At 55.0% G+C, this 13,422-nt stretch carries 12 protein-coding genes and 1 pseudogene; 4 read left to right on the plus strand and 9 right to left on the minus strand.

Going from position 1 to position 13,422, the window contains the following annotated elements; translation table 11 throughout:
• Positions 1–172, plus strand: a pseudogene (locus ACVWY8_RS09815) (IS5-like element ISSoc13 family transposase); the annotation flags it as partial.
• A gap of 40 nt (positions 173–212) precedes the next feature.
• Here ACVWY8_RS09815 and ACVWY8_RS09820 read toward each other — a convergent pair.
• From ACVWY8_RS09820 to ACVWY8_RS09850, 7 genes are all read right to left on the minus strand, one after another.
• Complete coding sequence (locus ACVWY8_RS09820) at positions 213–1,082, minus strand: hypothetical protein (RefSeq protein WP_457394593.1); 870 nt, start codon at positions 1,080–1,082, stop codon at positions 213–215.
• Between the two features lie 1,376 nt (positions 1,083–2,458).
• Positions 2,459–3,418 (minus strand): RAMP superfamily CRISPR-associated protein, encoded by a 960-nt coding sequence (locus tag ACVWY8_RS09825; RefSeq protein ID WP_457394590.1) that lies wholly within the window; start codon positions 3,416–3,418, stop codon positions 2,459–2,461.
• The gene (locus tag ACVWY8_RS09830) at positions 3,352–4,467 is read right to left on the minus strand and encodes a type III-B CRISPR module-associated Cmr3 family protein (protein WP_457394587.1); all 1,116 of its coding nucleotides are present in this window, start codon (positions 4,465–4,467) and stop codon (positions 3,352–3,354) included. Before ACVWY8_RS09830 ends, ACVWY8_RS09825 begins: the two co-directional genes overlap by 67 nt.
• 310 nt (positions 4,468–4,777) lie before the next feature.
• Entirely contained in the window at positions 4,778–6,766 is a 1,989-nt protein-coding gene (gene cas10, locus ACVWY8_RS09835) for a type III-B CRISPR-associated protein Cas10/Cmr2 (RefSeq protein WP_457394584.1), read from the minus strand.
• Between the two features lie 61 nt (positions 6,767–6,827).
• Positions 6,828–7,094 (minus strand): CRISPR-associated endonuclease Cas1, encoded by a 267-nt coding sequence (locus ACVWY8_RS09840; protein WP_414344071.1) that lies wholly within the window; start codon positions 7,092–7,094, stop codon positions 6,828–6,830.
• Positions 7,095–7,467: 373 nt separating this feature from the next.
• Entirely contained in the window at positions 7,468–8,334 is an 867-nt protein-coding gene (locus ACVWY8_RS09845; protein ID WP_457394581.1) for a SpoIID/LytB domain-containing protein, read from the minus strand.
• A gap of 130 nt (positions 8,335–8,464) precedes the next feature.
• Positions 8,465–9,766 carry an MFS transporter gene (locus ACVWY8_RS09850; protein WP_457394578.1) on the minus strand — a complete coding sequence of 434 codons (1,302 nt, stop codon included), beginning with the start codon at positions 9,764–9,766 and terminating at the stop codon, positions 8,465–8,467.
• A gap of 231 nt (positions 9,767–9,997) precedes the next feature.
• Between ACVWY8_RS09850 and yidD the strand changes: the two genes are divergently transcribed.
• Positions 9,998–10,267 (plus strand): membrane protein insertion efficiency factor YidD, encoded by a 270-nt coding sequence (yidD, locus tag ACVWY8_RS09855; protein WP_414344078.1) that lies wholly within the window; start codon positions 9,998–10,000, stop codon positions 10,265–10,267.
• 17 nt (positions 10,268–10,284) lie between these two features.
• Here the strand turns inward: yidD and ACVWY8_RS09860 are convergent, their stop codons facing one another.
• Positions 10,285–10,668, minus strand: coding sequence for a RidA family protein (locus ACVWY8_RS09860; protein ID WP_414407490.1), 384 nt, complete (start codon positions 10,666–10,668; stop codon positions 10,285–10,287).
• Between the two features lie 183 nt (positions 10,669–10,851).
• Between ACVWY8_RS09860 and ACVWY8_RS09865 the strand changes: the two genes are divergently transcribed.
• Complete coding sequence (locus ACVWY8_RS09865) at positions 10,852–11,202, plus strand: phenylpyruvate tautomerase MIF-related protein (RefSeq protein ID WP_414344080.1); 351 nt, start codon at positions 10,852–10,854, stop codon at positions 11,200–11,202.
• An 80-nt stretch (positions 11,203–11,282) separates the two neighbouring features.
• The gene (locus ACVWY8_RS09870) at positions 11,283–12,029 is read left to right on the plus strand and encodes a TVP38/TMEM64 family protein (protein ID WP_457394576.1); all 747 of its coding nucleotides are present in this window, start codon (positions 11,283–11,285) and stop codon (positions 12,027–12,029) included.
• 212 nt (positions 12,030–12,241) lie between these two features.
• Here the strand turns inward: ACVWY8_RS09870 and gshA are convergent, their stop codons facing one another.
• Positions 12,242–13,378 carry a glutamate--cysteine ligase gene (gene gshA / locus ACVWY8_RS09875; RefSeq protein ID WP_457394573.1) on the minus strand — a complete coding sequence of 379 codons (1,137 nt, stop codon included), beginning with the start codon at positions 13,376–13,378 and terminating at the stop codon, positions 12,242–12,244.
• Positions 13,379–13,422 lie beyond the last annotated feature (44 nt).

A 13,422-nucleotide genomic window follows, 5' to 3' on the forward strand; every position in this document is an offset into this window, starting at 1 on the left:
TAGAAAGACGCAGCGGCATTATGACAAGCATCTGTATCAAGAGAGGCATTTAATCGAATGCTTTTTTCATAAGTTAAAGCAGTACCGGCATCTATGTTCTCGTTTTGACAAATTGGCCAGGAACTTCTTGAGTTTTCTCTATCTCGTCAGTGCTCTCTTTTGGCTCAAATGAAAGATCAACACAACCTAGAAGGAGCGAAAAGTTCATCTTTTCAAGGCTGTTCAGACTTCAGACCGAAGAGATGGAGACTGCCTTTTATTCGAGATAAGTCATTGAGAAACTGGGAACGGACATGCTGGCATCCAGCTTGGACACCTCCCATGAATAGGCAGACCACTTCCTGGCATTGAGTACCAACTTGCTTATGCTTAATCTTGTGCCTCCTAATCGTTACCCAAGAGCAATGGGCGCTGCCTCGCGCAGCGTCTCCACCAAGATCGGGATTCCGCTTGTAGTTTTGATGTCGATTTTGTTGATAAACCAACCCCATACCATTTCCTCGGGTACCCTCTACATCGATAGGATCAACCCAATTTGAACCTAACGCATCAATGGGATCCTGGTCAGGGCCAGGGACAGCGAATACAGCGCAACTGCTGGGTGAGAATGCCTCATAATTGGGGTTCTGATCTCCACTGAGCAAACGTTCCGGCCAGATTTGTCCAACTTTTTGATACCACTCTTCGTATACTTGCCTCCATTTTTCTGGTTCAAGACGTATTCCAAACACCCTGTACTCACCCTTAATTTTGATATCAAGCGTCAGGTGACTGCCTCGGGCTGCAGGAGAGTTGTCTCTTCTTTCCATCATGAAAATGTGAAGTGGTCTTCTCCAACCTCGCCCTACTCCTCCGGTCATCACTGCAACTCGCACAATGGGGAGAAGGATTCCCATGAGGATCTCTTTGGGAGCTTCAATTCTAAGTTCTCCCTGCCATGAGTAGAAGGTTGGGGAGTTTTTCGACTTGCGTGCCCAGATATCTCCCTGGATCATTTCCAGCCTTATGCACCCTTTTTGAGACTTGGGTTCTAGGGTTCCAAAAAGCTCACTCACTGTCTTCTCTGCATTCTCTTGGCTCATAACTCCCAGAAAGAATCGCAATGCCCAGGATCTAAGCCATCCTCGCCAATGCGAAGGTCGCAGCTCCAGGGTTCTCATGTTAGGGCCCGCATTACCCTGGCTGGAGAGATGGAATCTAAAGAGTATACTTGATATGCCTTCACTTAACTGTCTGGATCCCTTGTGGTTAGGGATCGAAATCCGACCATATCCAGAGGCCGTGCGGCTACCTATCCCCAAGACTTTTAAGGCTTGTTGAACCCATGACCAGACCTCATCGACTTCTTCTTCAGTTGCGCCGGGAACGCCCTGGATAGCTACGAGAAAATCAATGGGTTCCCGACCATTGCCCAGTGTGTAGAGCGATAAAGGAGTGCCTTGACCCTGGTGGAACACCTGAAAGTTTTGCTGAGGGTTGACAATATCGAGGCTTAACGGGTGGGCTCTAGGGGCCAAGCGTCGAGAAATTGAATCTTTCCTGCCGAGATAACAGTCTCTTTCTGAAATCCAAGGAGAGCTTCCATCTTGGGGATCCGCTCCGGTTGTTGCTTTGCCCAGGCCCGCACAATTCCTCGGATTGAAGAACCTGGAATGTACCCGTTGAGAGGCAAGTCAGGCATAAGTTCCCAGTTTTCACCAACATTGCGCTTATCCTCTGGCCGACCTCTTTTGGGCTGCCATGGCCCACAGGGTTCCCCTGCTGAAACAAGAGTTTCCACATCGGGATGAGGATAGGATCCCACTTTTGCTCGCCAACGCAAAGTGAAAGTTCCCTGACGGAAAAGGTTTGAGGATCGCTTTTGATGTTGCTCAGCCAATAGCTTAATTAGACGCGGCCCGGTGTACATCAGTGTTTTCTCCATTTGTATCTCCTGAAAGATAAGCTCTAGCCCAAAAGTTCCAGTGATTTGAGAGAACCAACGCCCTCCGCCATAGCGCAAGGTACTCTGCAGGTTGGTCGCTGGCCAAAGTTTGGATCCGCTGCATTAATTCTCTGGAATCTAAGGAATTATTTTCGTTAACCAGTTGTCCCAATAAAGAAGTCCAGACAGGAACTGTTCTCTGTCTTACTTTACCCTCTTGAGCATTGGACTGGTTAACATATCCTATGGCCGAGAGTAAGCCAAAAACTCTCAGGTGCTGGGAAAGTCGGAGCACTGCGTTGAGATCTTCCTGAGAAAGAGACTGTTTCCCCTGAGATTTTATGTACTGTTGGATGTGTTTATAGGCTAGCAGGCTGATATGCTCCGGGCGCACGCCTGTTGGTTGTCGCTCAGACGACGTGGGAACAGGGGATCTGTCTATTGGCGGGTTGGAAGATATAGCTTTGCTCTCCAATTTGGGATTTGGAGGAACGGGCTTAGGAGAGCTCTTGGCGTACTTGTTTTTCGACATCCTTAAACTCCTGCGGTGTTTTCAGATTTGGCTTGTAGAGCGGGCGGAGAAGCATTGGAGACCCATCCTTGAACCCAGCCTCGTCCAACGTTGGCTTGTCCTCCTACTTGGAACAAACCTTGAAGAATGTTGATCAAAATCTCATGTTCTTGGGTGAGATCTTGCTGATGGGGCAGGGGGCTATATCCCCAAGTAAAATAAAGAATCGTGTCACGAGGGATGCACACATCTGTCCAAAACACTTCTGCCGAGCCTACTTGGTTAGCTCCTTCAGGATCTTCCTGAATCTTGTTACGGATCTGCGTCCAAAGGGAGTGCTCCATCAAGATCTGGAAATCGCTGTCGGGAAGAATGATCCGATTGTGTTTCCAGGTTTTTTGGGTATCCCCCTGTAAAACAGCGGGCCACTCCCCAACCAGTGAGAAGGTTTGCCCTTCAGGGAGTTTCTCAACATGCACTTCTGCGTCTGCCACAACATAAACACCAGGTTTTGTTCCTACAGGGGTTCTGGGGAGAACTGGAAGAGGCTGACGGCACAGCAAGGCGTGATCTCGCAGTAGGGAATGACAGCTCACCCAACAGAAAACGGAATCGGATCCCTCTAGAGACATGGTGCGCATCGGCACCCACAGTAAACGGGCATCTCCAAACCAGACTTGGTGAACCCCCATCTGGCCGTCTTTTTGGAGTTCCCGTCCAAAGAGGGTATCAGCGATTTCTGGATCTTGGAGTGTCACCTCGTTCCGCAGGCTTCCTCGTAAAGAGGATCCTGGGATGTAGGGAAAGTTGGTGTGAGATTCACGGGCAATTTCCAGGATATTGCCTAAGTCGCCTTCTCCACCGCAATGGATGGGGGCAAGGCTGTAAAGATAGCCAACGCGAAAGTCAGGTTGAATCATTTTACAATTCCCCACAAAAGTGTTCCGTAATTTAATGATGCAAAGGTCTGGGACTGGGCGCATGGATTGCCTATAAGCTGCCTTGGCAGTGGTGGATCCTCCTTGAAGTGATACACTGTGCCGGCGGGGATGAAAGCCCGTTGAGGTAGCAGCGCAAAGTCTAATCGCTCACTGCCCTGTCGCCGAACCGCAGAAATTCCACCCCATAGCAAGGCCCGATCCGTGGCGCATCCCGCCAGATAAGGCTGCCACTGGGGGGGATAGGCCTGATAGATGCGGGGATCCGCTTCAGGCTGCGCTAAGCCCGGAGTGAGTAGATAAGCCACCCGACCCGTCCCCTGCCGAAACCGCTCCCAATCGATGCCGGGATCCCAATCTTCCAGAGGCGTGACCAGGGCGCGATGTCCCTCTCCGCCCAAGCGAACGGTGGTGGCCGGGATCCGAGCACTGATGGCTGCCGCCAATCGCCACCCCCACCGCAGCCGGGTTGCCACCTCGGTAAAGTAGCCCGCCTCCTCTTTCACTTGGCGAGTGTCAGATTTGATGTCGATGTGAGGTAGTACCTGGGTATCCCAGGGATCCTCATGAAAGTCGTCGGCCTGGGGTAGGGATCCTTGGAGATAAGCACTCAGTGCCGAGGCCCGCATCCAGGGGTGGGGACGGCCTTTGATGTACTCCCCTTTTTTGAGAGAGGGGGGCACCAGGGGCGGGAGTTTTTGATCATCCCAGCCGATAGGTTTCCAAGGATCCCCCTCAGCCGGCTGTAGGCGAGAGTATTGGTCTCCCCGGACTTTCTCTTCGAAGTTGTCTTCTGGGGTCGTGTCTGGATCAGCATGGGGATCCGATTGACCCGTAGCCAGGAGATCCTTGGGAGCGGGTAGCCAGAGCGTATCTTGCTCATCCAGGAGAAATGGCCCCAGGGACTTGAGATTTCGAGCCTTGTCTGAGGTGTAGGGCAGGGCGGAGCGTAGCGCTTGAAAGATCGTGGTGGGCATAGGGGGAAATAATCCTTTCGCCCAGGATCCCTCGCCGGGAGAAAAAGGTTTGCTCTCGCGGAAGAGCAGCACATCCATAGGCTCTAGGGCGTACCAGTACAGTTGAGTTTCAGACATAAGAATTACCTGCCTTGTGGAAATAAATCTTCGACACAGAAGGTGACCTCAGAGAAAGCCAAAGGAGAGAGGCAATCACGCTCTTTAACCACTTGCACTTCTTGATAAAAACCTTCCGCAGGGTGTGATAAAGAGCGCTCTCCTTGGCCTTGACATCAACAACCCAGTCATCCCAGATCCCGGCTTTAATAACTCCACCCGGTCGGCATCGGTCAGCACACCGTTTTCGATCATGTGATGGTAATCTTCAACTCTCCAGGGGTGAATATTTTGTAACTTGGCTTTGTCTTGTAACCGCATCTCGATCCTCTTACTTTGCCTCAATTTCCTGAGGTTTTTTGATCCAATCATCTCGTTGTTTTTCCTTGTCTATCCAAAAGGCTGAGAATCTCAAGAGATTACCCAAATCTACCGGAGTGGCGCCCAGAGCCTCTGACTTGCCTTGAAACTCGAATGCCCAGCTTTCCCAGGCATTGATCCAGTTCACCAAAAGCTCCCGAACAGGTTCCAGCTTCTCAGCTCGGTCTAGTCGCGCCAAAATCGTGGTGGTGGCCAGCTTAAACAGCTTGTTATTTGCAGAGATCACACAGCGCAGCGGCAGTTCTTCGGCCAAACGATATAGCACTGGCCCCAGATCCAGTTCCGGCCCTTGCTTTAACCAGTCCCACCATTGCTCCAGCAGTTCCCCTTTCATCAGGGCCTCCAAGGTATTCCCGGATTGGTAAATGACCCGGAAGCAAAGACCATCCTTGCCAGGGATCTTCTTGGCTCGATGCTTCTCAGCTTCCCAGAGATTTTCCAGGACGGTGGGCAGAGGGATCCCTTTGTTGGCGATCACCACGCCGATGCTCATGGTGGCTCCTTCGCCCATGGTGAAAAGGGGACGATTGGGCAGGCCGGAGAGATCTTTACCCGGCTGGGGATGCCAAAATCCTCCTTCAAATCTGAACTCGTCTTTGGGATCCCGTTTCCCACACCAATTCCCACACCAAGCTGCGCGCAGGAAGAGGAGATATTCGGGCAGATCTTCTAAGGGCAAGAGAGCCATGACATCGTCTCCGCCACTGTAGACCACCCGACCACAGAAGCGTTTCTCCGTCAGGTAAGGAACTAGTCGATTGGAGAAATCCAACAAGGCCCGATTAAGCCCCACGTGGGTGGCTGGCCCCATGCGCTTTTTGACATTTTGCAGAAGCTCCTGCCACTCCAAGCCATTCTTCTTCAATTGATCGGCAACATCTTCAGGCAGGTAGGTCTCATAGGGGTGTAGCCTGGAGCCGCTGACATACTTGCCCATGTTGTCTCCATCCGCCAGTACAATCACCCACCAGTCGGAGGGACTGCCCCCGGTTAGACCCACCTGTCGATGGGCTTGATCCACGGCTTCTCGCAATAGGGCAATATCTTCAGGATCCTGGAGCCCCAGATCGTCCACCAGCCATCTGCTGGAAAACATCACTCCGTTGTAGGGTGCTTCTCCCCTCGTCCGCTGGGAGAGGGGTTGGGGATCAGGAATCATTTGCTCATCCGTCTTCGGCACCTGAAAAGGGCGGCGCGTCAGGGATCCAAATCGATCCCGATATTCCGGCAGAACTTGTCGGATCTGCTTCTCCAACACGTGCCAATACTGTTTCACCTTTTCGGGAGCATCATGGGCAAAGCGGGCTGCTGCAATGGAGCTGAGGTTGGGAAACCGGATCAGGTTTTCCAGATCGTCCTCTTCTTCGGCTACTCCCAGAGAGTTGGCAATGCCCCCATACTTCCAGGCCATGCGTTTGGTCAGTTCCACCGCGTTCAACATCTCCGAGCCGTTGAAAAGCCCCGGATAAACTTCGGCCATCAGTTTCCAGAACATGCGCAGGGATCCCGCCGGCAACCCTGCCCCTTCACGGAATCGATCCCGATAGAGCAAATTGGGGTGAACCGCGCTGTACATGCCTGAGAGGGTAGACCGCTCCCCAGGGGCCACCGGGATCTGCCAGGTGCGGGTATTTTTAATAGCCTGAATCGACTGACCCAAACGCGCTTGCAAGCTGCCCCACCAGGTGTCCACATTCAAATTCCCATAGGCTTTTTCTTCAGGGTTGGTCGGCAATTCAACTCGGCTTTGGGCTAGAGTTTGCTGGGATTCTTTCCAGGACTTGTAGTCGGGATCTTTAGTTTTAGCTTGCAAAGGCTTGTCGGGATCCCCCAGCGGAACCAGAGTCCAATAGCTTTCCCAAGTATGATCAAGCAAGTCAGAGACTTTCTTGCGTCGTTTGTTGTCGGGGATGTCGTAGGTGATGACGTAGAGCTGCATGTGGGATCCCCTCAGCGGATGAGGAACGGCAAGTAAACAGGGATCTGATCATTTACATCATTTACAAACTGCTTGTAGGTCTGCACCTGCCGGTTGATGACGGCCCAGCACAGTACCCCATGTGGGAAAGATAGGCGATGGGGATGTTGCGCTCTAGGCAACTCTGGATCAGTTGGGTTGTGACTTGGGCATGGCCAAAGATCAAAATCTGATCCAAGTGGGGCAATTGAGCCTGTTGAAGAACAGCTCCAGCCCGTTTGACAACCAGGCGTTCCTGGTCGAGGCTGAGGTAGCAATCCTGTTGGGAGACATAGAGTGTTCTACCCATGAGGCCACTCCCAGAAGCCTAAAATTGAAGCTGAGGTGGGAACAAAACGGGGTCTTCTTCAAGTTAAAAGTCAGGCCCAAAAATGCTGTAAGGGAAGATGCGAATGGCGAAAAAGCAGAGCAGGGTTTCTGGTGTGGGATCCGTTCGTGACGGTGCGCTCCTGATGAAAGATCTGCAAACCCTGAGACACTACGGCATCCTTGGGGATCTGGTGTATCGTTGGGGCTACTATCTCGGCTCTAGCACCATGACCGAAGTGGAGTTCAACGCCGCCCTCAGCGAGGGGATCCCAAAGCCCAAGAGGTCTTTCAGGCCCAAAAGCCGCGGTTCGGTTGACGCAGACGAGACAGAGCAAATCAGGGCACTGAAGGTCTCACTCTGGCAAACGAGCAAAGCTGACCCCTCGGTAGTAGTAGGCCAAAATTTGGCGGTAAGTCCAGCCTCGGCGGGCCAATTCTTGGGCGCCCCACTGGCTCATGCCAATGCCATGCCCAAACTTGGGATAGGGGCTGACATCCGGTAAGCTCATCAAATAAGGGATCCCACTCACCCCGACGGTTTGGCCGCCGCTGCTGGCGCTGTACATGGCATTGACAAACTGACCCCCATACACCATGACCACACCACGGGTGGCTTGTGTTGCTTCCAGGGCGGCTGCCGACCGCTGGGAAAGCCCTCGGTACACCTGGGAGCGAGTATCGCTAAACACATCAAACCAACCGCGGGAATTGCGATGGTAAAGAACGTAGCTGCGGGCTGCCACCGCTTGCGCCTTCAGGGCTTCTGGGAAGAACCGGGATCCCATTTCTGCATCCACCACACTGGCCACATAGTCTTCCAGATCCACGTAGTTGATGGCCATCACCAGGTTGTACCCGGTCAAGAGCACCTTGCCGGAGTACCAGCGGCCATTCACCGCTACCAGGCCACCCTCCTGAGGTTCGATGAACAACGCCGGGTCAACCACTCCATGCAGACGCACCCCTCGAGGGCCGGGCTGAGCCAAAAACCCCTGCATAGGGGGCAACTCCGCCAGCACCTCTCCCCGACCGTTGATCAGGTGGGCAGGGAGAGAAACGCCTACCACCAGAGGGGCAGTGGTATCGGCCAATTGCACTCGCACCGTCACCCCCCAGACGGCTTCCACCCATCCCCAGAAGGCACTGACCACCAGGGATCCCATCAGGGCCAGCCAATGCCGCGCTTCCATAGCCCGTGCCCAGAGTTGCTTTTTGTACACCAACTCCAACTTAGGATAGGGCGAGTTTCCAGAAATGGGCCGGTTTGTCTGTAGAAACTGCAGAGGGCTTGAGTCTCAATTCAGGTGTGGATCAGGTGTGGAGCAGGGGGGATCTGATAGAGATATGAGACTATCTATGAACGGGATCCCGTCTCCGGGGGAGCGGGCTGACCCGGTGGCTCCAGGAGGTCGGGTTGCGGCTGTCCTCCAGACAACCCGAAAGGCTATCCGGCCCCAGGCCCAAGGCAAAGCGCAGCGAGTCCCCCGGTCGTCCATTGGAGAAGAAGAGAAAAGAACCCAAGGAAGCCAAGGAAAGAAGAGCCGCATAGCCAAACATGGCTCGATAGCCGGATCCCGCTGCTAAGGTGCCCAAAAGGGGCCCCGCCAGGCCAATGCCCAAATCAAACCCGCACATCACCAGGCTAAACAGGCGACCCCGCTCCGCCGGCTCCGAGCGATCGGCCACGAGGGCAGAGATGAGAGGGATCAAAGTACCAAAACCGCAACCCACCACGATCCCAGCAGCCAGAAAAGCGCCGGTGCTGTTGGCAACAATCAGGATCCCCATTGCCAAGGCATAGGTGGCCAAGCTGAGGGAGATAAATGGCCCCCGCCCATAGCGATCGGAAGCGCGACCGGTGAGCAGGCGCACTCCAAAGCTGGCAAAGGCCACTGCCGTATAAAAAAGACCTGGATTCAGGGGAGCTCCGGCTTCTTGGATTAACAAGGCCACAAAGGTGGTCTGGGTGCCGAAGGCCAACCCCACCAAAAACATCACCCAAGCGAGGGAGCGCACCTTCGGGCTGCCCAGAAAGCTCCAGAAGGCCCCATCCATCGGCAGGGATCCCCAATGCTCACGCCGCTGTTCTCGAACCAGTTGGGTACAAAGAAAGCCCACCAACCCCAGCAGAGCAGAGAAGAGAAACGAAGGGCCATAGCCGGCAAACTCCCGCAAAAAGCCGCCCAAAGCAGGGCCAATGGCTGCGCCGATCGGATTGACCAAACTCATGTAGCCCAGGATCTCACCCCGTTTTTCTTCTGGGGCAAAATCCACCACCAAAGTCACATAGGCCGTGGCAAAAGCGGCGATGCTAACCCCATGAAAGGCTCGCACCAGCGCTACCCATGGGATCCAATCGGAGAGCCAGTATCCTATGGGGGCCATCCCCACCACCCCCATGCCGATAAGCAGCACGATCTGCCGGCTGTGGCCATCCGCCAGGCGACCCAACGCAGGGCGAAAGGCCAGCAACCCAATCGAAAAGGCCCCCATTACCCAGCCCACTTGCTGGCTGGTGCCACCGGCATCTCTGACGTAGAGAGGCAACGTGGGCAGCAGCGAGGATAAACTGGCCCAAAAGAGCAGCCCAGCCACAAACAAAATGCCCAAGTTGCGCCGCTGTGCCGGCTGCAGCTGCCCGAATACCCTCACGCCAACTCCTTATGCAAAATGGAACTCAAAGCGTTCTCCCAGAACCGCGCCCTAGGATAAGCCCACCTTCGCCGGATCCCTCAGCCCGAAATATTTAGGTGCTAACCTTTCTGATTGTAACCGTATGGTCTGGGGCTGGGAACCGGCCCTGCTCGCCTTTGCAGGCGCCTCCAGTCTGGGATAACAGCTAACCTCAAGTTACCTAGAGATGCGCTTTTTGGACTCCGACCCATGCCTGAACGATCGGATCCCCTCACTCGCAGCTTGATTGCCCTGATCCGGGGTTACCAGGTGGGTATTTCTCCTTGGCTGCCGCCTGCTTGTCGCTACTACCCCACCTGCTCCCAGTACACCTTGGAAGCGGTGCGGCGCTACGGTGCCCTACGTGGGGGTTGGCTGGGGCTCCGTCGCCTCTGTCGCTGTCATCCCTGGCACCCAGGGGGCTACGATCCAGTTCCCGATTTGCCGGGATCCGCGCCGACCCAGAAACCATTCCGCTAGCCGGACTCAGGAGACATTTAGGTCGATTGTGGGTAGCAGGCCACAACCTCGATTTCTACTCGGGCATTGAGGGGCAGGCGAGCCACCTGCACGCAAGAGCGGGCCGGAGCCGGATCGGTGGCAAAAAACTCTCGATAAACCTCGTTCATGGCCGCAAAGTCCTCCATATCGGCCAGGAAAACCGTTGTCTTCACCACATTGGCGAGAGTGGTGCCCCCCGCTTCCAGCACTGCCTGCACGTTCAGCAACGCCTGCCGAGTTTGAGAAACAATGTCCTCCCCCACCAGTTTGCCGGTTTTGGGATCCAGGCCCACCTGCCCGGCGGTGAACAGAAACGGCCCCAGAGCAGCAACACCCTGGCTGTAGGGGCCGACAGGAGCGGGGGCAGCTTCGGTTTGCACAGCACAAGGGCCTGGCCCGATTTGGCCCTGCTGGTGGCCGATCTCTGGCTTGGCCGGCTTCGTCTGCTCCATAGAGGTTTGCCCAACTCTGTCGCTACGCTACCACAGGTGGATTGCCGAAGAGCGGGGCTGAGAATGCCAAGATGAATTTCAAGATGAATTTGTTGATAGGGAGAGGGATCCATGCCGTTGATCAAGCTGCAAACGTCTGTGCAACCAGAAATCGCCGCAGTAGAGGAACTGCTTAAGGTGCTGTCTGCTGCTCTATCGGAACAGTTGGGCAAGTCGGAAGCCTACGTGATGACCGCCTTTGAGGGTGGGATCCCGATGACCTTTGCTGGCAGTGGGGATCCCTGTTGCTACGTGGAAATCAAGAGTATCGGGCAATTTTCCGCCCAACAAACCCGGGCCATGAGCGAGTTTTTTTGTGGCACCATCGAGGCCCGATTGGGGATCCCCAAGAAGAGGATTTACATTGAGTTCAGCGATGCCAAAGGCTATCTTTGGGGATGGAACGGCACGACTTTCGGGTAAAGATACTTCCCCCACTCCAAGAGCTGTCTACTCTGGCTTGCCCTAGCTCGCCTCACAAGAACTTTGTAGGAGTTTAGCCAATGGAAGATCTACCTCAACTCAACACAAATCCCCAAAAGCAGCGGATTTTGCTTAAGCTTGCTACCGGCTTGGGCTTGGCCATTTTTATCTTTTGGGCAGCCCATCGATTGGGATTTTTTGGAGTTATTCAAGACTGGCTCGCCGAAGCTCTGGCTTGGATTGAAAGCTTGGGGTTGCTGGGGCCAATCCTCTTCATTGCCATTTACATTGTAGCGACGGTGCTGCTTCTACCAGCCTCGGTGCTGACCTTGGGGGCAGGGGCCGTGTTCGGGTTGCTGGCCGGAACTGTGTACGTGCTGATCGGGGCAACCATTGGAGCCAACTTGGCTTTTTTAATCGGGCGCTACTTGGCGCGGGAACAGGTGGCGAAATGGATTGAGGGAAATGCCAAGTTTGCGGCCATCGACCGAGCAGTGGGACGTGAGGGATGGAAAATAGTCGGCCTGATTCGGCTGTCGCCTGCGTTTCCCTTCAATGTGCTCAACTACGCCCTGGGGCTGACCCAAATTTCTTTTCTGGATAACTTGCTGGGCACTGCCGGGATCGTGCCGGGCACTTTTATGTATGTGTACATCGGCTCATTGGCGGGATCCCTGGCCAACATGGAAGGCAGGGAGTTGGATCCTCAGGCTCAAACCGCCCAATGGGTCGTTCGCCTCGTGGGGCTCATCGCCACCATAGCCGCTACCGTCTACGTCACTCGCATTGCCCGCAAAGCCCTACAAGAAGCGGTGGAGCCTGCCTAGGGAATTGCATTTTAAACAAGAATGAAATCTGTTGCATTGCTTCCCAACTCCTCTCTCTCTGGGAGAAGGACTGGAGGTGGTCGCGGAAGCGGCGCGGAGCGTTTGGGCAGCAGTAGGAGTGTCTCAATCCAGTTTGAAATGACTATAAGTTGGCTCGGCGAGCTAGTGTGTAGAAAGCACCGGGTTGAGAACGCTCACCGTTGGGCAGAGGCTTAGCCGACAGCTTGACAGAGGGTTTCCTGCCTCTCTCGGTCTTGTTCGGCCAGCTCCTGGATGGCCTTTTGGTACACCTGGGCAGGTGTGGATCCCTGGTTGACTTGCTTCAGCCAGCGTTGGGCCTCATTGCCCTGGTGGAGTAGGGTTTGCAAGGGAGCTAGAAAACAGCCTAAGCCCTGAGGTTGGCCAATGCGCCAAGCTTCGGTCAGCAGCTCTTCGATCCACTCTTGGGCCGCCCGTTCCCGGCCTGTCTGCCAATCGACCAAACGAGATTGCAGCGATTCTCGGGCAGCAGCCTGCTCGTTGGCCTCGCAAAGGCTCTCCAGCTCTGTCGGGGTAAAGGGCCCCCGCAAGGGATCCAGCGCTTCCGGCTGGGCCAGCAACTGCCAGAGACGGGCTTCCACCAAGGCGGTAATCGCCAGAACCATTACCGGATCCCCCACCAGATCGCAAATGCGCAGCTCCACCCGGTTGAGATGGTAGGGCCGCTCCGGGCCGTTGGGTCGCACCGAGGCCCACAGGTGGCGCACATTCTGCATGGTGCCCAAGGCTAGCTGCTCCTGGATCCAGGCAATGTAGTGGGCGTGATCCCGGAAGAAGGGCACCTGAGCCGGCGTTTTGGGGAACACCTGCCAACGGCTGGAGTGGGATCCCGTCACCCGTCCGTCCAGAAAAGGAGAGGAAGCGCTCAGAGCTAGGTAGAGAGATGCTTCCGCTCGCAGCAGGCGACAGGCCCGGAAGATGGCCTCGGTACCTGGCAGGCCAACATTGATGTGAATGCTAGCAGTTACCACCCGCGTGCCATAGGTGCGCTCGATGTAGTCGTGGTAGGGGTTGCCGGGATCCGACCGCTCGAAGTGGTCGCTGCCGCCCAAAGCTAGCGTGCTCCCTGGCAGAAGGGTGTAAGGGCCAAGACGGCGCAAAAATTGCCGCAACTGTAGGCGAGGCCGCAACAAGGCACAGAGCAGGTCTTCGTAGCGGCGAAGGGGAGGGGTGATATACTCCACGTTGCGCCGATCCGGCTCCCGCACAAACCCTGGCAAAGCCTGGCAAATGCGATCCGACAAGCCCACCACTTCCCCGGCGGCGGTGCCGGTGTACATTTCCACCTCAAAGCCCTTGGTTAACAGCACAGGCCAGCCTCCAGCCGCAGCCTCACCAGTCTAACCTTTCCTTT

This window comes from Thermostichus sp. OS-CIW-32 (assembly GCF_054060415.1).

What these genes read in the sequence shown, in the direction of transcription:
- ACVWY8_RS09820 (WP_457394593.1), bottom strand. Translation starts at nt 1,082, where the DNA reads ATGAGCCAAGAGAATGCAGAGAAGACAGTGAGTGAGCTTTTTGGAACC.
- ACVWY8_RS09825 (WP_457394590.1), bottom strand. Translation starts at nt 3,418, where the DNA reads ATGCGCCCAGTCCCAGACCTTTGCATCATTAAATTACGGAACACTTTT.
- ACVWY8_RS09830 (WP_457394587.1), bottom strand. Translation starts at nt 4,467, where the DNA reads ATGTCTGAAACTCAACTGTACTGGTACGCCCTAGAGCCTATGGATGTG.
- cas10 (WP_457394584.1), bottom strand. Translation starts at nt 6,766, where the DNA reads ATGCAGCTCTACGTCATCACCTACGACATCCCCGACAACAAACGACGC.
- ACVWY8_RS09840 (WP_414344071.1), bottom strand. Translation starts at nt 7,094, where the DNA reads ATGGGTAGAACACTCTATGTCTCCCAACAGGATTGCTACCTCAGCCTC.
- yidD (WP_414344078.1), top strand. Translation starts at nt 9,998, where the DNA reads ATGCCTGAACGATCGGATCCCCTCACTCGCAGCTTGATTGCCCTGATC.
- ACVWY8_RS09865 (WP_414344080.1), top strand. Translation starts at nt 10,852, where the DNA reads ATGCCGTTGATCAAGCTGCAAACGTCTGTGCAACCAGAAATCGCCGCA.
- ACVWY8_RS09870 (WP_457394576.1), top strand. Translation starts at nt 11,283, where the DNA reads ATGGAAGATCTACCTCAACTCAACACAAATCCCCAAAAGCAGCGGATT.